Annotated in this window: 13 protein-coding genes and 1 pseudogene; 5 read left to right on the top strand and 9 right to left on the bottom strand. The window is 73.4% G+C overall.

Annotated elements, in window-relative coordinates; all coding sequences use genetic code 11:
- Positions 1–309: 309 nt before the first annotated feature.
- Both GTW43_RS23160 and GTW43_RS23155 read right to left on the bottom strand, forming a co-directional pair.
- Positions 310–1,179 (bottom strand): ABC transporter permease, encoded by an 870-nt coding sequence (locus GTW43_RS23160; RefSeq protein ID WP_161303943.1) that lies wholly within the window; start codon positions 1,177–1,179, stop codon positions 310–312.
- The gene (locus GTW43_RS23155; RefSeq protein ID WP_161303942.1) at positions 1,176–3,881 is read right to left on the bottom strand and encodes an alpha/beta fold hydrolase; all 2,706 of its coding nucleotides are present in this window, start codon (positions 3,879–3,881) and stop codon (positions 1,176–1,178) included. Before GTW43_RS23155 ends, GTW43_RS23160 begins: the two co-directional genes overlap by 4 nt.
- Positions 3,882–4,074: 193 nt before the next feature.
- Here GTW43_RS23155 and GTW43_RS23150 point away from each other — a divergent pair, with 193 nt between their 5' ends.
- Complete coding sequence (locus GTW43_RS23150; RefSeq protein WP_161303941.1) at positions 4,075–4,551, top strand: GNAT family N-acetyltransferase; 477 nt, start codon at positions 4,075–4,077, stop codon at positions 4,549–4,551.
- Between the two features lie 58 nt (positions 4,552–4,609).
- On the opposite strand, the gene GTW43_RS23145 is transcribed toward GTW43_RS23150, so the two are convergent.
- From GTW43_RS23145 to iolC, 7 genes and pseudogenes are all read right to left on the bottom strand, one after another.
- On the bottom strand, positions 4,610–4,939 hold the full coding sequence (locus GTW43_RS23145; RefSeq protein ID WP_161303940.1) for a cupin domain-containing protein: 330 nt from the start codon (positions 4,937–4,939) through the stop codon (positions 4,610–4,612).
- A gap of 28 nt (positions 4,940–4,967) precedes the next feature.
- A complete protein-coding gene (locus GTW43_RS23140) occupies positions 4,968–5,477 on the bottom strand; it encodes a DinB family protein (protein WP_161303939.1) in 510 nt (169 codons plus the stop codon).
- Positions 5,478–5,549: 72 nt separating this feature from the next.
- The gene (locus GTW43_RS23135) at positions 5,550–6,956 is read right to left on the bottom strand and encodes an APC family permease (protein WP_161303938.1); all 1,407 of its coding nucleotides are present in this window, start codon (positions 6,954–6,956) and stop codon (positions 5,550–5,552) included.
- A gap of 462 nt (positions 6,957–7,418) precedes the next feature.
- Entirely contained in the window at positions 7,419–8,927 is a 1,509-nt protein-coding gene (gene mmsA / locus GTW43_RS23130) for a CoA-acylating methylmalonate-semialdehyde dehydrogenase (protein ID WP_161303937.1), read from the bottom strand.
- Between the two features lie 22 nt (positions 8,928–8,949).
- Positions 8,950–10,836 carry a 3D-(3,5/4)-trihydroxycyclohexane-1,2-dione acylhydrolase (decyclizing) gene (iolD, locus tag GTW43_RS23125; RefSeq protein ID WP_161303936.1) on the bottom strand — a complete coding sequence of 629 codons (1,887 nt, stop codon included), beginning with the start codon at positions 10,834–10,836 and terminating at the stop codon, positions 8,950–8,952.
- A complete protein-coding gene (gene iolB, locus GTW43_RS23120) occupies positions 10,833–11,651 on the bottom strand; it encodes a 5-deoxy-glucuronate isomerase (RefSeq protein ID WP_161303935.1) in 819 nt (272 codons plus the stop codon). Before iolB ends, iolD begins: the two co-directional genes overlap by 4 nt.
- A gap of 1,019 nt (positions 11,652–12,670) precedes the next feature.
- A pseudogene (iolC, locus tag GTW43_RS23110) lies at positions 12,671–13,645 on the bottom strand (5-dehydro-2-deoxygluconokinase); the annotation flags it as partial.
- A 140-nt stretch (positions 13,646–13,785) separates the two neighbouring features.
- Here iolC and GTW43_RS23105 point away from each other — a divergent pair.
- The 4 genes from GTW43_RS23105 to GTW43_RS23090 all read left to right on the top strand — a co-directional run bounded on the left by GTW43_RS23105 (position 13,786) and on the right by GTW43_RS23090 (position 16,719).
- On the top strand, positions 13,786–14,724 hold the full coding sequence (locus GTW43_RS23105; protein ID WP_161303934.1) for a sugar phosphate isomerase/epimerase: 939 nt from the start codon (positions 13,786–13,788) through the stop codon (positions 14,722–14,724).
- Positions 14,725–14,977: 253 nt separating this feature from the next.
- Positions 14,978–15,178: a MerR family transcriptional regulator gene (locus GTW43_RS23100; RefSeq protein WP_161303933.1), complete on the top strand. Its 201-nt coding sequence runs from the start codon at positions 14,978–14,980 to the stop codon at positions 15,176–15,178.
- Positions 15,179–15,346: 168 nt separating this feature from the next.
- Complete coding sequence (locus tag GTW43_RS23095; protein ID WP_161303932.1) at positions 15,347–16,291, top strand: PrsW family intramembrane metalloprotease; 945 nt, start codon at positions 15,347–15,349, stop codon at positions 16,289–16,291.
- 122 nt (positions 16,292–16,413) lie between these two features.
- Positions 16,414–16,719: a heavy-metal-associated domain-containing protein gene (locus GTW43_RS23090; protein ID WP_161303931.1), complete on the top strand. Its 306-nt coding sequence runs from the start codon at positions 16,414–16,416 to the stop codon at positions 16,717–16,719.
- Positions 16,720–17,590: the final 871 nt, after the last annotated feature.

Genomic DNA, 17,590 nt, shown 5'->3' with positions numbered 1-17,590 from the left:
CGGAGCCGTGGTCGTCGCCGCCCCCGCAGCCCGTCAGGAGCAGTCCTCCCGCGACCGCCGCGGCGAGCAGCACCCCGCCGCGGCCCCTGCCCGTGCTCCCCCTGCGCATTCGGTGTCCCATGCCGCCCCTCCCGTTGCGTCGTCCACCGGTGTCCCCGGCGTCCTTGTGACTGTGACGTGGGAGGCGCCCGGAATGTTCGCCCCGGGCGGTTGCGCCTTGGCCTCGAAGGGGTCACGGCGGGCGGCTGCTGTGACCGGTGGGAGATCCTCCGGTGACGCGGCCGTTGCGCACCGTGCCCGGAACATGTCCTACGAGACCACGTCCTTGCGGGCGAACCCGCGGAAGGCCAGGGCGAACAGCACCACCGCGTACGCCACCGACACGGCCGTGCCCTGGAGCATGCCGCTCCACTCCGGCTGCGGCTGGATCACGTCCGCCCACGCGAACTGCCAGTGCGCGGGCAGGAAGTCGCGCCAGTCGCCGAGCGCGGTGACGGCGTCCAGGACGTTGCCCACGATGGTCAGGAAGACGGCGCCGCCGACCGCGCCCAGCGGGTTGTCCGTCTTGGTCGACAGCCAGAACGCGAGCCCCGCGGTGACCAGTTGGGACACGAAGAGGTACGCGATGACGACCAGGAGGCGCTGCGCCGCCGTGCCCGCGTCCAGCGCGCCGCCGGTCGGGATCTCCAGCGGCCCCCACCCGTAGGCGGCGGTGCCGACGCCGATCGCGACGACGGGCAGCAGCACCATCGCGGCCAGGCTCAGGCCGAGGGCGACGGCGAGCTTGGACCACAGGAGCCGGGCCCGCGGCACGGGTGCGGCGAGCAGATAGCGCAGGCTGGACCAGTTGGCCTCCGAGGCGATCGTGTCGCCGCAGAACAGCGCGACGGGGATGACGAGCAGGAAGCCCGCGGACACGAACAGACAGGTCGCGGCGAAGTTCGCGCCGGACGCGGTGGCCGTGTCCATGAGGGTCACCCGCCCGCTGCGCCCGCCCGGCTGCCCGCCGATCGCGAACGCGATGACGAGCACGAACGGCAGCAGCGCGAGCACCGCGCCCATGACGAGGGTGCGGCGGCGCTTGACCTGCCGCACGAGCTCGACGCGCAGCGGCAGGGTGCGGCCGGGGCGGTAGCCCTCGGCCGTCGCCGTGCCGGGGGCCGGGGTGGTCGTGGTCATGAGGGGGTCCCTCCGATCAGCGTCAGGAACGCGTCCTCCAGGCGGCGGTGCGGGCCCACCGACGCGACCGGCACGTCGAGCCGGACGAGGTCCGCGACGAGCCCGGGGGCGCTGCCGGTGCCGGTCAGCCGGACGAGCAGGCCGAGCCCGTCGTCCGCGCGGACCGCCGACTCGACGCCGTCCAGCGCGGCCACCTTCTCCACGAGCGGGTCGGTGACCTCCGCGTCCAGGCCCACGAGCAGCGTGTCGCCGGAGCCGACGATCTCCGCGACGGGGCCCGCCTGGACGAGCCGGCCGCGGTCCATGACGACGAGGTGCGTGCAGGACTGCTCGACCTCGGCGAGCAGATGGCTGGAGACGATCACGGTGCGGCCCGCGCGGGCGTACCGGATCATCACCTCACGCATCTCGCGGATCTGCGGCGGGTCGAGCCCGTTGGTCGGCTCGTCGAGGATCAGCAGGTCCGGCAGGCCGAGCATGGCCTGGGCGATCGCGAGGCGCTGCCGCATGCCCTGGGAGTAGGTGCGCACGGCGCGGGCCAGCGCGTCACCGAGTCCGGCGATCTCCAGGGCCTCGTCGAGGTGGGCGTCCCCGGCGGGGCGGCCGGTGGCCCGCCAGTACAGCTCCAGGTTCTCCCGGCCGGACAGGTGCGGCAGGAATCCGGCGCCCTCGACGAAGGCACCGACCCGGGACAGGACCGGGGCGCCGGGCCGGATCGCGTGCCCGAAGACGCGGATCCCGCCCGCGTCGGGCCCGATCAGCCCCATGAGCATGCGCAGGGTCGTGGTCTTGCCCGCGCCGTTGGGCCCGAGCAGCCCGAGCACCTGCCCCTTCTCGACGCGGAACGACAGGTCCCGCACGGCGTACCGGTCGGTCGAGCCCGCGTACTTCTTGCTCAGGCCGGTGATCTGGAGCGGGACCTCGGCGAGCGCCGGGTCGGGTGCGGGCGCGGCCGTGCGGCGGCGGGCGGTGAACAGCAGCGCCGCGGCGAGGACGACGGCCGCGGCGGGCAGCCACCACACCCAGGAGGGCAGCGGAGCGGCGGCGGTCTCGACGCCGGGCGCGGTCGGCAGGCTCAGCGCGCCGTCCCTCAGCGCGACCGTGTACGTGGCCGGTGCGACCGGGGACGCGTAGCCGAGGTCCGTCGAGGACAGCACGAGCCGCAGCCGGTGCCCCTTCTGCACGGCGTGGTCGATGGCGGGCAGGGTGATGCGCACGTCCTTGCCGTCGCCACCGGCCCCGGTCACCCGCACCGGGGTGACCAGCTGGGAGGGCAGCACCTCGCGGGCGCCGCCGGGTCCGGCGTCGTACACCTTGGCGAACAGGACGGCGGTGCCGGTGGAGGACGTGACGTGCGCGGTGACGGTCGGCGAGCCGGTGATCCGGACCGAGTGGTCGAGGGGCGCCGAGTCGAAGCGGGCGAACTGGCCGGGGAAGTCCAGCGCGACGCTCAGCCCCAGCGTGGAGCCGAGCGAGGAGACGCTGCCGAGCCCGGGGACGGCCGAGATCGACGGGGGGCCGCCGCCCGGCGGGTTCTGGAAGGTCTGGCTGCCCGACCTGAGCGGCACGCGGACGCGCCGCTCGCCGCGCAGCCCCGGGTACGCGTCGCCGCTCGCCCCGCGCAGGGTGGCCGCACCGTCCGTCGAGTCGACGCCGCCCGTGCGGGTGACGCGGAAGGCGGGGCCCGTGCCCGCCGCACCGTCCTCCTTCAGGTACCGGTCGAACCAGTCCGTCACGCGCCCGGTGATCCGCCCGGTCTCCATGTCGCCGCCGTCGTGGCCGCCGGAGATCCAGTCGACGTCCACGGGCGCGCCGTTGGCCCTGATCCGGTGGGCCATGGCGTCGGCCTGCCCGAGCGGGAACAGCGAGTCGCTCTGCCCCTGCGCGATGAGCGTGGGCACCTTGATGCGCGCGCCGACCGCCGACGGGCTGCGCGCCTCGAGCAGCTTCCGCGCGGCGGCGTCGGGCTTCCCGGCCACCGCCACGCGCCGGTACATGGCGCACAGCTCGTCCTCGAACCGCCCGCACCCGAGCCCGGCCTCACTGGTCCGCGCCCCGAGGTCGGCGGACCCGGAGGTGAAGAAGATCCCGGTCCACAGCTTCTTGAACACCCCGTCGGGGAACAGGGCGTCGGCGAGGTTCCAGTACGTGATCTGCGGCGCGATGGCGTCGACCCGCCGGTCGTACCCGGCGGCGAGCAGCGACACGGCCCCGCCGTACGAGGCACCGGTCACCCCGACGCGCGGGTCCCCGGCCCGGTCGAGCTGCACCTCGGGCCGCCGTGCGAGCCAGTCGATGAGCTTCGACACGTCGGCGACCTCGTGCCGCGGATCGTTCAGCCCGATCTTCCCGCCGGACGCCCCGAATCCGCGCGCCGACCAGGTCAGCACCGCGTACCCGCTGCGCGCGAGCCGCTCGGCCTCGCCGCGCACGTCGTCCTTGCTGCCCCCGAACCCGTGCGCGAGCAGCACGGCGGGCCTTCTGCCCGCCGTGTCCCCCGAGGTGAAGTACGACGTGTCGACGCGCACCCCGCCTCCCACGGCCATCTCCCGGTCCTGCCGGTGCACGGCGGGCGCCCCGTCGTCCGCGACGGCGGTCCAGGTCAGGGCCCCGGCGGCCACCACGGCGGCGGCCACCCCGGCAGCCCACCGCCGGGGCCTGCCCCGCACCCGCTCCCGCCACGCGCCCAGTCGTAGATCCATACGCCCACGCTAATCGCCCCCGTTCCCGCCCAGGGCCCCCCGGGGACCGAAACCCCACCCCTCCCGCCGCAGTAGGGTGCGCCCCGCGGCTACGCCGACCGCAGTAGGCCGGCCGTCCGAAGGAACGCGCGGACCGCACCGCGGCGTGCCACCATCACGCGGTACGCCTGTCCGCCTCACCCCGGGATGCCGCATGCGGATCGAACGCCCCGCCTCCGTACGCCAGATCGTCGCCGCCGCCGGTCTCTTCGACGCCCCGCCGCGGCGGGAGTGGGCGCAGGAGTTCCTCTCCGCCCAGGGGCACCACCTGTTCTTCGCCTACGAGGAGGAGGCCGGGCCCGAGCCCGTCGGGTTCATCAGCGGGGTCGAGACCGTCCACCCCGACAAGGGCCGCGAGATGTTCCTCTACGAGTTGGGGGTCGCCGGGCCGTACCGGCGGCGGGGCGTGGCGCGGGCGCTGATCCGGGCGCTGGCGGGGCTGGCGCGGGAGCACGGGTGTTACGGGATGTGGGTCGGGGTCGACCCGGAGAACGAACCGGCGCTGGCCGCGTACCGGAGCGCGGGCGGCGTGGTCGACGGGCCGTGCACGGTGGTCGACTGGGACCTCTCCGACGACACCGACGACACCGACGACGCCCCGGCCGCGGACCCGGCGGACGGGACGCGCTGAGCGGGAGCGGCCGCGGCGCTCCGGGCGTGGGCCGCCCCGGCGAGGGCCGCGGCCTCCTTCACGCCCGGGAGCCGTACGCCGGGCCGAACACCACCAGCAGCGCCAGGTCCTCCGTCACGTCGGTGAAGCGGTGGTCCTCGCCCGCCGGGACGAAGACGACCGTGCCGGGGCCCACCTCGGCGGTGCGGGCCGGGGTGGTGAGGGTGGCGCGGCCGGACGTGACGACGTAGATCTCGTCCTCCGTGTGCGGGCTCTGGGTGTCGGTGCCGCCGGCCGGGATGCAGTACGTGCCCACGGACAGGTCGGGCCGCCGCAGCTGCTCGGTCCAGTCGGCGCCGTCGGCTCCCGGCGGCGTGGTCCAGACGCCCGCCCCTTCGATGATCTCCATGCGGTGAGCCTATGGCCTTTCCCGCGGATCAGGTCAGGGTCAACCAGCGGCGTCCGTCGACGAGTTCGCGGGCCGCGTCCAGGTGGCCCGCGTGGCAGGCCGTCTCCGTGATCACGTGGAGGAGGACGTCGCGGACGGTGTGCAGGTGTGGGTCGCCGAAGAGGTGCTGCGGCCACCAGGCGAGCGGGGCGTCGGCGGGCAGGGCGGTGACCGTGGCCGTCGCGCGGTCGATCTCGGTGCGGTACCGGTCGAGGATCTCGGCGGGCGGCGCGTCGGCGGCGACCTGCCAGGCGTCGTCGGTCTCGTCGAGGGCGGCGATGACGTCCCGGTCGCCGGTGAGGACGGCGCGGAACCAGAACCGTTCGACGTCGAGCGCGAGGTGCTGGACCAGGCCGAGGCAGCTCCAGCCGGACGGCAGCACGGGGCGCCGCAGCGCCGCGTCGTCGAGCCCGTCGAGGATGCCGAGGACGTGGCGGCGCTGTCCGTCGAGGGTGGTCAGGAGCGCCTGGATCTCCGGGGACGTGGCATGCGTGTTCATGCCGGAGACCCTGTCAGGCGCGGGCCGCCCCCGACAGGGTTTCCGGAGAGCCGGTGGGGTCGTCCGCGCGGCTCAGGCCTGGGCGTCCTCGGGCAGCGTCACCAGCCAGCGCGTGTCCTTGCGCGGGCGCAGGTAGAGCGCCCAGTAGAGCGTGGCGGCGGCGGTGATCCCGCCGGTCCACAGGAGGTAGGAGACCTCCTGCCGGCTGAGGATGTACGCCATGACCGCGATCAGCACGACGGGCACCGCGGGCCACAGCGGCATGCGCCAGGCCGGCTGGTCGCGGTGGGTGCCGCGCCGGGACATCAGGGCGGCGACCGCGACGAGCAGGTACATGCCGGTGACGGAGACGCCGGTCACACCGTAGAGGGTGTCGAGGTTGACGAAGCACAGGGCCGCGCCGGGCACGCCGACGACGAGGGTGGCGATCCAGGGCGAGCCGAAGCGGCCGAGCTTGGCGAGGGCGTTGTTGACCGGCGAGGGCCAGGCCTTGTCGCGGGCGGAGGCGAACAGGACGCGCGAGTTCTGGATGACCATGACGATGCCCGCGTTGATGATCGCGAGGGCGACGCAGAGGGAGACGAAGGTGCCGACCGCGGAGTTGGACCAGGCCTCGACCATGCCGCTGAGGTCCCCGGAGGTGAGGACGGAGAGGTCCTTGGCGCCCATCGTGATCGCGATGACGGGGACGAGGATGATGACGGTCGAGATGGCGAGGGTCGCGAGCACGGTGCGGGCGACGGACCTGCGGGGGTTCTCCAGCTCCTCGGAGAGGTAGACGGCGGTGGAGAAGCCCTGGGTGATGAAGAGGGCGATGGCGAGTCCGGAGACGACGAGCATCGCGGTCACCGTGTCGTGGTGGCCGTGCGCCCCGGCGACCTCCATGGAGACGAGGGAGCCCGCGCCGCGCTCGGAGTGGGCGAAGCCGAGGACGGCGACGACGGCCGCGGCGATGACCTCCAGGACGAGGAAGACGCCGGTGATCCAGGCGTTGGCGCGCAGGTCGAGCAGTCCGGCGAGGGTCGCGAGCAGCATGACGCCGGCGCCCGCGATCGACGGGTCGAGGTGCACGAGGGGCGCGAGGTAGTCGGCGGTGCCCATGGCGATCACCGGGGGCACGATCACCACGACGAGCAGCGACAGGACGAAGACCAGCCAGCCGGCGAGGCGGCCGGAGAGCGTGGAGACCATGGCGTACTCGCCGCCCGCGCTGGGGATGAGGGTGCCCAGCTCCGAGTAGCAGAACGCGACGCCGATACAGAGCAGCGAACCGATCGCGATGGTGAGGGCGGTCGCCGTGCCGAGCGAGCCGAAGAGGTCGGGGACGACGACGAAGAGCGTGGAGGCGGGCGTCACGCAGGACAGCGTGAGCAGGGTGCCGCCGACGACGCCGATGGAACGCTTGAGCTTCTGGGGCGGTGCCGTGTTCGGCAGGGGCTCCACCGCGGGGGCGGTGGCGGGGCGAAGCGTGTCGGTCATGAAGGTTCCGATCGACTCGTGCGGCAGGTGGTTCGGCCGGGAGCGCTATCGCCTCCGAGGGCAGTCAGTGAGGTGCGGACGAGAAGGGGTGAGAAGGATGTGTCGCTCCCGGCGCGTCATGGAACCCCGCCGGTATCCGGAACGTCAACGGCCGTTTCCCTGCGGATTCCGCACTCTCCACCCGCACCGATCAACCTGCCTTCCTAAGGCATGTGCAAAGTGCGCCATGTTCTGCACCCTGAAAGTCGCTCGTGACCTTCACATCGCAGGCAGTAGAAACCAAGAGCCTGCGTCGACCGGTTTGTCACCTACGTACGAGAACCGTTGCCGCAGCGTCAAAATTCATCGGGAAAAGTCCGCAGTCCGGACAGGGAGCGTACGGTTCCGCGCCGCACGCACCGGTGCCCCGGCCGTTGCGGGAACGGCCGGGGCACCGGTGCGTGCGAGCGGAGGGCGGGACGCTCAGTGGTTGCGCGGGAAGCCCAGGTCGACGCCCGCGGGGGCGTCGGCCGGGTCGGGCCAGCGGGTGGTGACGACCTTGCCGCGCGTGTAGAAGTGCGTGCCGTCGTTGCCGTAGATGTGGTGGTCGCCGAAGAGCGAGTCCTTCCAGCCACCGAAGGAGTGGTAGCCGACCGGGACCGGGATCGGCACGTTGACGCCGACCATGCCGGCCTCGACCTCCAGCTGGAAGCGGCGGGCGGCGCCGCCGTCGCGGGTGAAGATCGCGGTGCCGTTGCCGAACGGCGAGGCGTTGATGAGGGCCAGGCCCTCCTCGTACGTGTCGACGCGCAGCACGCACAGGACGGGGCCGAAGATCTCGTCCTGGTAGGCCTTGGCGGTCGTCGGGACGCGGTCCAGGAGGGACAGGCCGATCCAGTGGCCGCCCTCGTGGCCCTCGACCGTGTGGCCGGTGCCGTCGAGGACGACCTCGCAGCCGTCGGCGGCGGCGCCCTCGACGTAGGAGGCGACCTTGTCGCGGTGGGCGGCCGTGATGAGCGGGCCCATCTCGGAGGCCGGGTCGTTGCCCGGGCCGATCGTGATCTTCTCGGCGCGGTCCTTGATCTTCGCGACGAGTTCGTCGGCGACGGCGCCGACGGCCACGACCGCGGAGATCGCCATGCAGCGCTCACCGGCGGAGCCGTACGCGGCGGAGACCGCGGCGTCGGCGGCGGCGTCCAGGTCGGCGTCGGGCAGCACCAGCATGTGGTTCTTGGCGCCGCCGAGCGCCTGCACGCGCTTGCCGTTGGCGGCGGCGGTGGTGTGGATGTGGCGGGCGATCGACGTCGAGCCGACGAAGGAGACGGCCGCGACGTCCGGGTGCTCCAGGAGGCGGTCGACCGCGACCTTGTCCCCGTGCAGGACGTTGAAGACGCCGTCGGGCAGCCCGGCCTCGGCGAGCAGCTCGGCGATCTTGAGGGAGGCCGAGGGGTCCTTCTCGGAGGGCTTGAGCACGAAGGTGTTGCCGCACGCGATCGCGATCGGGAACATCCACATCGGCACCATGGCCGGGAAGTTGAACGGCGTGATGCCGGCGACGACACCCAGCGGCTGACGGATCGAGGCCACGTCGACCCGGGTCGCGACGGACGTGGACAGCTCACCCTTCAGCTGGACGCTGATGCCGCAGGCCAGGTCGACGATCTCCAGACCGCGGGCGACCTCGCCGAGGGCGTCCGAGTGCACCTTGCCGTGCTCGGCGGTGATCAGCTCGGCGACCGCGTCCCGGTTGGCGTCGAGGAGCGCCCGGAAGCGGAAGAGGATCTCGGTGCGCCTGGCGAGCGAGGACCGGCCCCAGCTCGCGTACGCCTCCTTGGCGGCGGCGACGGCCGCGTCCACCTCCTCCACCGAGGCGAAGTCGACCTGCGTGGTCACCGCGCCGGTCGCGGGGTCGGTCACCGGGCCGTGGTTGCCCGACGTGCCCTCGACGGTCTTGCCGCCGATCCAGTGGTGGACCAACTTCGTGTCAGACATACGGTGCAACTCCTGTTACGTCTCAGAGGTGGCGGCGTCGAGCGGTGACGTGCCGGTCGTACTCCTCGCGGGCCGAGGCCGCCGACGGCCGGTCGGCTGTCTCGGCCACGGGCACATCCCACCACGCCTGTGCGGGGGGCGGGCCCGACACTGTGTCTGCCGTTTCGGTCTCGACGTAGACACATGTGGGGCGGGTGGCCGACCGGGCCGTGACGAGCGCCTCACGCAGCTCGCGGACCGTCTTCGCGCGCAGCACGTCCATGCCGAGACTGGCGGCGTTGGCCGCGAGATCGACGGGCAGCGGGGCGCCCGTGTAGGTGCCGACCCGGTCCTTGTAGCGGTACGCGGTCGCGAAGCCCTCGGCGCCGACCGCGGCGGAGAGACCGCCGATGGACGCGTACCCGTGGTTCTGCAGGAGGACGACCTTGACCGGGATGTCCTCCTGGACCGCGGTCACGATCTCGGTCGGCATCATCAGGTACGTGCCGTCCCCGACCAGCGCCCACACGGGCCGGCCGGGCGCGGCGAGGGCGACGCCGAGCGAGGCCGGGATCTCGTAGCCCATGCACGAGTAGCCGTACTCGACGTGGTACTGGTCGCGGGACCGGGTCCGCCACAGCTTGTGCAGGTCGCCGGGGAGCGAGCCGGCCGCGTTGATGAGGATGTCGTCCCCGTCCACCAGCGCGTCGAGGGCGCCGAGCACCTGGGTCTGGGTCGGGCGCACCCCGTCGTCCGGGGCCCCGAAGCAGGCGTCGACGCGGCGCTCCCAGCGCTCCTTGCCGTCGGTGTACCCGGCGACGTACGCGGCGTCCGCCCGCACCCCGCGCACCGCCTCGCGCAGCGCGGCGAGCCCGGCGCGGGCGTCGGCCACGAGCGGCAGCGCGGCCTGCTTGTGGGCGTCGAACGCCGCGACGTTCAGGTTCAGGAAGCGCACGCCCGGCTCGGCGAAGAGGGTGCCGGAGGCGGTCGTGAAGTCGGTGTAGCGGGTGCCGACGCCGATGACGAGGTCGGCGGCGCGGGCCAGCTCGTTCGCCGTCGCGGTGCCGGTGTGACCGATGCCGCCGACGTCGGCGGGGTGGTCGTGCGGCAGGGCGCCCTTGCCGGCCTGCGTGGTGGCGACGGGGATCAGGGTGGCCTCGGCGAAGGCCCGCAGCTCGTCCTCGGCGGCGCTGTGCCGCACCCCGCCTCCCACGACGAGCAGCGGCCGCCGCGCCTGCCGCAACGCCTCGGCGGCGGCGGCGAGTTCGCCCTCGTCCGGGCGCGGCCTGCGCACGCACCACACCCGCTCGGCGAAGAACTCCCGCGGCCAGTCGTACGCCTCCGCCTGCACGTCCTGCGGCAGCGCCAGCGTGACGGCGCCCGTGGCCACGGGGTCGGTGAGCACCCGCATCGCCTCCAGCGCGGCGGGGACCAGCTGCTCGGGGCGCACGATCCGGTCGAAGTACCGCGACACCGGCCGCAGACAGTCGTTGACCGACACGTCGCCCGCGTACGGGACCTGGAGCTGCTGGAGCACCGGGTCGGCGGGCCGCGCGGCGAACACGTCGCCGGGGAGCAGCAGGACCGGCAGATGGTTGACGGTGGCGAGGGCGGCGCCGGTGACCAGGTTGGTGGCGCCGGGCCCGATCGACGTCGTCACCGCGTGCGTGGCCAGCCGGCCGCTCTGCCGCGCGAACCCGACCGCCGCGTGCACCATCGCCTGCTCGTTGCGCCCCTGGTGGAACGGCATGGCGTCGCCGTACTGGACGAGCGCCTGGCCGACCCCCGCCACGTTCCCGTGCCCGAAGATGCCCCAGGTCGCGGGGACCAGCCGCTGCCGGGTGCCGTCCCGCTCGCTGAACTGGCGGGTGAGGAAACGCACCAGGGCCTGCGCCGTGGTGAGCCGCACCGTCGGGGGCGTCGCGGTCATCGGTATCCCTCCGTCACATGGTCCGGGTGGAAGCGGATCCGCCACTCGCGCTCCGGCCCCGGGCCCGCCATCACGTTCAGGTAGTACATGGGGTGCCCGGGCTGCGCGATCGAGGGGCCGTGCCAGCCGTCCGGCACGAGCACGGTGTCCCCGCTGCGCACCTCGGCGAGCAGCTCGGTGCCGCCGGGCCGCGAGGGCGACACCCGCTGGTACCCGTACCCGCCGTCCCCCTCGATCTCGAAGTAGTAGATCTCCTCCAGCTCGGTCTCGACGCCCGGCCGGTGCTCGTCGTGCTTGTGCGGCGGGTACGAGGACCAGTGGCCGCCGGGGGTGATGACCTCCACCGCGATGAGCTGGTCGCAGGCGAAGGTGTCGGCGGCCGCGAAGTTGCGCACCTGCCGTGCGGTCAGGCCGCTGCCGCGCTCCTCGACGGGGACCTCCGGCGCGGTGCCGTGACGGACGGGGAGTCGTCGCCCGCATGCCGCTCCTGCCAGGGCGAACCGGCCACCCGCGCCGGAGGAGAGCTCCGCGCGGCTGTCGCGCGGAAGATACGCGAAGTCGCTCGCGCCGCTGAACACGCTGTCCCTGCCCAGCAGTTCGATGATCAGCCCTGCCACCGCGACGGAGCAACCACCCGACAGCGGCAGAACGATCCATTCACTCGCGCCGGTGTCGAACACGTGCCGCTGTCCGGGCCCCAGTTCGAGCACCCGCAGTGCCGCGCGGGACCAGCCGGCCGTCTCGGGGCCGACGGAGAGCGCGTACGTCCGGTCGCCCGCGCTGCCCGCCGGAAGGTGAATCTCGCGGGAGGTCATCCCCCCACTCTCCTCTCTCGTGCCCTGACCGTCCGTCACCGCAGCAGCCCCACGGCCGTGTCGACGGCCTGCTCGACGTCCCCGTCCGCCGGGTAGAGCAGCGACCGCCCCACCACCAGCCCCTGCACCGTGGGCAGGCGCAGCGCCGCCCGCCACTTCTCGTACGCGGCGTCCTGGTCACCGTCCTTGACGTCACCGCCGAGCAGCACGGCCGGGAGCGCGGAGGTCTCCACGACGCGGGCCATCGCGTCCGGATCGTCGGTGACGGGCAGCTTCAGCCAGGTGTAGGCGGAGGTCCCGCCGAGCCCGGAGGCGACGGCGACCGAGCGGATCACGGCGTCCGCGCTCAGGTCGTTGACGACGCGCCCCGAGACCGGGTCGCGCCGCACCACGAACGGCTCGACGAACACCGGCAGCCGCCGCTCCGCCATCGCGTCCACGGCCCGCGCCGCGGCCTCCATCGTCCGTACGGAGGCGGAGCCCGGGTCGTCGTAGTCGATCCGCAGCAGCAGCTTCCCCGCGTCGAACCGCAGCCGGGCCAGATCCTCCGGCCGGTGCCCGGTGAACCGGTCGTCCAGCTCGAACGAGGCCCCGGCCAGTCCCCCGCGGTTCAGCGAGCCGATGACGACCTTGTCCTCCAGCGCGCCGAGCAGCAGCAGGTCGTCGAGCACGTCCGCGGAGGCCAGCACCCCGTCGACCCCGGGTCGCGCCAGCGCCCGGCACAGCCGCTCCAGCAGCTCCGCCCGGTCGGCCATGGCCATCCCCCGCTCCCCGACCCCGAGCGCGCCCCGCGCCGGATGATCGGCGGCGACGACCATCAGCCGCCCCGACCCCCCGGCCAACAGCCCCGCCCGGCGCACCCGCCGCGCGGCGGCCTCCGCCACGGCCCCCGGATCCCGGGCCCGCACCGAAGCCAACTCCCCGAGCACCCCCACGGAAGCCACGCCTCCCCGGGCGGCACGAAGTGCCCCTTCAGGGGGGCCGCACCGCTCCTCCCCCGCAGGCGCCCCCGCCCCCTCCACGCGCCCCGCACTCATGACCCGCTCGATCTCCGAGGGAACCGGCATCGCGGACGAACACTCCAGCCGCCCCGCGACGATCGCCCCCGCCGCATTCGCGTACCCCACGAGCCGCTCCAGCTCCCATCCCTCGAGCAGCCCGTGACACAGCGCGCCCCCGAACGCGTCCCCCGCACCCAGCCCGTTGAGCACCTCGACGGGCAACGGCGGGACGGCGACCGGCTCCCCGTCCGCAGGCAGCGCCAGCACCCCGCCCGGCCCCTGCTTCACGACGGCCAGCTCGACTCCGTAGGTGGACACCAGCTCCCGCGCCGCCGCCGCGGGATCCCGCAGGCCGGTCGCGATCTCGACCTCGTCCACGTTCCCGACGGCCACCGTCGCGTGCCGCAGCGCCTCCCGGTAGACGCGCCGCGCCTCCGCCAGGTCGGCCCCGGCCGCGTCGCCCCAGAACATCGGCCGCCAGTCGAGGTCGAACACGGTCGGGCCGGGCGACCCGGCGCGCGCCCCGAGCGCGGCGAGCGTCGCGGAGCGGCTGGGCTCGGCGCACAGTCCCGTACCGGTCATCCAGAAGATCCGCGCGGCGGCGATCGCGTCCAGGTCCAGCTCGTCCGCCCTGATCTCCAGGTCGGGCGCCTTGGGCTGCCGGTAGAAGTAGAGCGGGAAGTCGTCGGGCGGGAAGATCTCGCAGAAGGTGACCGGGGTCGGCAGCCCGTCCACGGGCGTCACCCAGCGGTCGTCGACCCCGAACTCCCGCAGCTGCGCCCGGAGATAGCCGCCGAAGGGGTCCCGCCCGGTGCGGGTGACCGTCGCGACGTGCCGCCCGAGCCGGGCCGCCGCGACCGCGACGTTGGACGAGGACCCGCCGAGGAACTTGCCGAACGAGGTCACGTCCGCGAGGCCCACCCCCGCCTGCAGCGGATAGAGGTCGACCCCGATGCGCCCCATCGTGATCAGGTCGAACCGGCTGCGGGCCATACGGAAAGTCCCTCCGACGCCTTCGTCCTGCGCCCACATCTAGCCCCGCCCCGCGCCCCTGTCAATATTTTGTCCTGACATTCGGACGACATCGGGGCCACGCCTTGACACCCCTCTCCCGGCGCGCGGACGCTGAACCCATGACGACGCCGGCAGCCCGACCGTCCAGCCCGTCCAGCCCGCAGGGCCCCGCGCGCATCCGCGTCGGTTCGGCCCCCGACTCGTGGGGCGTGTGGTTCCCCGACGATCCCCGGCAGACGCCGTGGCGGCGCTTCCTCGACGAGGTCACCGAGGCCGGGTACGAGTGGATCGAGCTCGGCCCGTACGGGTATCTGCCGACGGATCCGCGGGTGCTCGCCGAGGAGACCGGGCGGCGCGGTCTGCGGGTGTCGGCCGGGACGGTGTTCACCGGGCTGCACCACGGCCCGGCGGTGTGGGACCGCACCTGGGAGCACGTGGCGTCGGTCGCGGAGCTGGCCCGGGACACCGGCGCCCGGCACCTCGTCGTCATCCCGTCCTTCTGGCGCGACGACAAGACGGGCGAGGTCGTCGAGGACTCGACGCTGACCGCCGCGCAGTGGGGTCAGCTGGCGTCCCAGACGGAGCGGCTGGCGCGCGAGGTGGGCGACCGGTACGGGCTGCGGATCGTCGTGCACCCGCACGCGGACACGCACATCGACACGGAGGAGAACGTCGCCCGCTTCCTGGACGCCACCGACCCCGGCCTGGTGTCGCTCTGCCTGGACACGGGGCACTACGCGTACTGCGGCGGCGACAGCGTCGAGCTCATCAAGACGTACGGGGAGCGCATCGGGTACCTGCATCTGAAGCAGGTGGACCCGGCGGTGCTCGCCGAGGTGCGGGCGCAGGGGACGCCGTTCGGGCCTGCGGTGGCGCAGGGCGTGATGTGCGAACCGCCGCGCGGGGTACCGGAGCTGGCGCCCGTGCTCACGGCGGCCGGGGCGCTGGACGTGGACCTGTTCGCGATCGTCGAGCAGGACATGTACCCGTGCGATCCGGACCGTCCGCTGCCGATCGCGCGGCGCACCCGCGGCTACCTCCGGTCGTGCGGCGTCTGAGGCGAGGCGGGACCATCCGTGACACCTGTCCCGCCCCGCACCGGCGCATGCCCCCGCACAACGCCCTCTTTGCTTCACTCACGTCACAAACGCCCCCTTCGTGTCACGTTTGTCAGCCCTACGCGGGTTCTGCGTCACAGGGGCCCCACAGCCACGCCCTTCTCCGTGGGACCGGTCGTTGACCGGGCACAGGGTGGGTGATCGCCGGCGGACACCCCCGAGCCGCCGCGTCGCCCGTCAGGGAGGAGCCACCATGACCGACCACCGGCTCTGGTCGTACAAGGACATCGCCGCGCACATCCGGGTGCAGCCCGACACCGTCCGCTCGTACCGCAAACACGGACTGCTGCCCCCGCCCGACCACGTCGAGGCGGGCAAGCCCTACTGGTACGCGGACACGGTGCGGGCGTGGGTGGCGGCACGGCCGCGCAACCGGGGGCGCACCCTGGACTGACCGGGCGGCCGACCCGGCCGGGAACCGGCCCGCTCCTGCTCACCCGGGGGCGGGCCGCCGTTCTGCGGCCCGGCGGACCCCTGCATAGGATTCGGGCAAATCACCCGATCCTGCCGGCGGTCGAGGGGCACACAGCCCGACGGCCGGGGACGCACGAGGGAGCCCGACGTGACGCACCCCCAGCCCTTCGGGACCCCCCGGGCCCGCATACCCCGGCAGCCGCCTCCGCCCGGCCCGCAGATACGCCCCGGCCTGTGGAAGCGCTGCCTGTGGGGCGGCCTGACGCTGTGGGTGCTGACCGCGGTGGTCACGTACGCGACGAAGAACACCACGCTGCTGCCCACCCTCATCATGCTCGGCAGCTTCCTCGTCCCGGCCACCTTCGTCCTGTGGGCCTACGAGCGGCACGGCCGCGACCTCGGCGCGAACCTCATCCTGGGCTGCTTCCTGATCGGCGGCATCCTCGGCGTCCTGGGCGCCTCGGTCATGGAGTACTACCTCCTGCACCCCTCCCTGTGGATGTTCGTCGGCGTCGGACTGATCGAGGAGGCCGTCAAGCTCCTCGCCCTCATGTACGTCCTGCACCGGCACCCGCACATCCACGGGCTGCGCGCGGGGCTCGTGCTCGGCGCGACGGTCGGCTTCGGATTCGCGGCGTTCGAGAGCGCGGGCTACGCGTTCAACGCCGCGGTCACGATGAAGGGCATCGACCTGCGGTCCCTGCTCGAGACCGAGGTGCTGCGCGGACTGCTCGCACCCTTCGGACACGGCCTGTGGACGGCGATCGCGGGCGCCGCCCTGCTCGCCCTGCGCCGCCCGAACGGCCGCTACCGCTTCACTCTCCCCGTACTCCTCACGTACGCCGGGGTCTCGCTGCTGCACGCGCTGTGGGACTCGATGCACGGCATCGCGATCTGGCTGGTCTCCCGGGTCCTCGGCACCGGCCTGGACCGCACTCTGTTCGCCGAGGGATACATGCCGGATCCGACGCCGACCCAGGAGCATCTGTTCACGGCGTTCTCGGTCGGCGGCCTGGCGCTGGTCTCGCTCGTGGGCCTCGCCTGGGCGCGGGCGCTCGCCCGGAGCGACCCTTCTTGGAAAAATACCCCCTAGGGGTATAGAGTCGGAGTGCCAGGAGACACCGTGGGCAACGCGGGCACCTCCCGGCCCACCGCACCACCCGACCGACCCTCACGACATCCTGCGCCTGACGACGGCACCACGAGGAGAACGACATGAGCGCCCAGACCGAGCTCCCCCAGATCGACTCCGAGACGTCCGGCTCCTGCTGCGGCGGGGCCTGCCACACGGACGCCGCGACCCCTGCGACCGAGGGCGCCGTCACCACGGTCTACGAGGTGAAGGGCATGACCTGCGGCCACTGCGAGGGCGCGGTCGCCGGCGAGATCTCGGAGATCGCCGGCGTCGCCTCGGTCACGGCGGTCGCCGCCACGGGCCAGGTCACCGTGGTCTCCGCCGCCCCGCTCGACGAGGAGGCCGTGCGCGCGGCCGTCGACGAGGCGGGCTACGAGCTGGTCTGACCGCGCCCGCGAGCGCGACACCCTCACGGCGGCGGGGCCGGGACCATCGTGGTCCCGGCCCCGCCGCCGTACGCTCGAAGGACGTGCCACCGCGGGCGGCCCCTTCGGGAGGTTCGGCGGAAATCACGGAATCCGCCAGATCTGTCCGGTGAGGTCTGGACCTGCACACAATCCACACGGCACAATTGCAGCACTCTCACGTCGGGGCCCGGATCCCCATTTCGGGTCTCTTGTGAACGCACGGGACATATGCAAGAGACGCAGATCACATCGCAGTGAACGTAACCCTTTGCAGGTCTCGTGAGTCTAAGGAGGCGATGCAGGAACGTCTTGGGGGGCGTTTCTGACTCGAGCGGGTTTGTCTTGGGGGACGGACCCGACTGCGTTGGCCGGGGCACGTGCACCGGGGAGCTTGAGCGGCCCACCCGTGCGTACGTGTCCCCGGCGTCGACGCGGCACCTGAACGCCCGGCCGGATCCCGTGGGGGGAATCCGCTCCGGGACATGGAAAGCGCCCCGACTGTAGGCCCGTGGGGGGACTTACAGCGGGGCGCTTTCTGCCACCCACCCGAACCCGGCCCCCGCGGGGGTTACGCCCGGGGGGCGCCCACCTCATAGCCCGGCGGGGGTCCCGCTCGGGGGGCTCCCGCACAGCCCCGCCGGGGTCCCGCTCGGGGGCTCCCGCACAGCCCCGCGAGGGTTACGCCCGGGGGCTCCCGCACAGCCCCGCGAGGGTTACGCCCGGGGGCCCGCATACAGCCCTGCGGGGTTTACGTCCGAGGGCGCCCGCTTACAGCCCCGCCTGGGTCACGCTCGAACAATCCCGCCGCGCTGCAGCGAGCCCCCACTCCCACCATCCCGCCCCCTCCGGG

This window comes from Streptomyces sp. SID5785 (assembly GCF_009870065.1).
Taxonomy (GTDB): Bacteria; Actinomycetota; Actinomycetes; order Streptomycetales; family Streptomycetaceae; genus Streptomyces.
Note: the sequence above shows the minus strand (reverse complement) of the source record. Positions and strands in the feature narration are given on the sequence as shown.

What these genes read in the sequence shown, in the direction of transcription:
- GTW43_RS23155 (WP_161303942.1), bottom strand. Translation starts at nt 3,881, where the DNA reads ATGGATCTACGACTGGGCGCGTGGCGGGAGCGGGTGCGGGGCAGGCCC.
- GTW43_RS23135 (WP_161303938.1), bottom strand. Translation starts at nt 6,956, where the DNA reads ATGACCGACACGCTTCGCCCCGCCACCGCCCCCGCGGTGGAGCCCCTG.
- GTW43_RS23145 (WP_161303940.1), bottom strand. Translation starts at nt 4,939, where the DNA reads ATGGAGATCATCGAAGGGGCGGGCGTCTGGACCACGCCGCCGGGAGCC.
- iolB (WP_161303935.1), bottom strand. Translation starts at nt 11,651, where the DNA reads ATGACCTCCCGCGAGATTCACCTTCCGGCGGGCAGCGCGGGCGACCGG.
- GTW43_RS23140 (WP_161303939.1), bottom strand. Translation starts at nt 5,477, where the DNA reads ATGAACACGCATGCCACGTCCCCGGAGATCCAGGCGCTCCTGACCACC.
- GTW43_RS23090 (WP_161303931.1), top strand. Translation starts at nt 16,414, where the DNA reads ATGAGCGCCCAGACCGAGCTCCCCCAGATCGACTCCGAGACGTCCGGC.
- iolD (WP_161303936.1), bottom strand. Translation starts at nt 10,836, where the DNA reads ATGACCGCGACGCCCCCGACGGTGCGGCTCACCACGGCGCAGGCCCTG.
- GTW43_RS23105 (WP_161303934.1), top strand. Translation starts at nt 13,786, where the DNA reads ATGACGACGCCGGCAGCCCGACCGTCCAGCCCGTCCAGCCCGCAGGGC.
- mmsA (WP_161303937.1), bottom strand. Translation starts at nt 8,927, where the DNA reads ATGTCTGACACGAAGTTGGTCCACCACTGGATCGGCGGCAAGACCGTC.
- GTW43_RS23100 (WP_161303933.1), top strand. Translation starts at nt 14,978, where the DNA reads ATGACCGACCACCGGCTCTGGTCGTACAAGGACATCGCCGCGCACATC.
- GTW43_RS23160 (WP_161303943.1), bottom strand. Translation starts at nt 1,179, where the DNA reads ATGACCACGACCACCCCGGCCCCCGGCACGGCGACGGCCGAGGGCTAC.
- GTW43_RS23150 (WP_161303941.1), top strand. Translation starts at nt 4,075, where the DNA reads ATGCGGATCGAACGCCCCGCCTCCGTACGCCAGATCGTCGCCGCCGCC.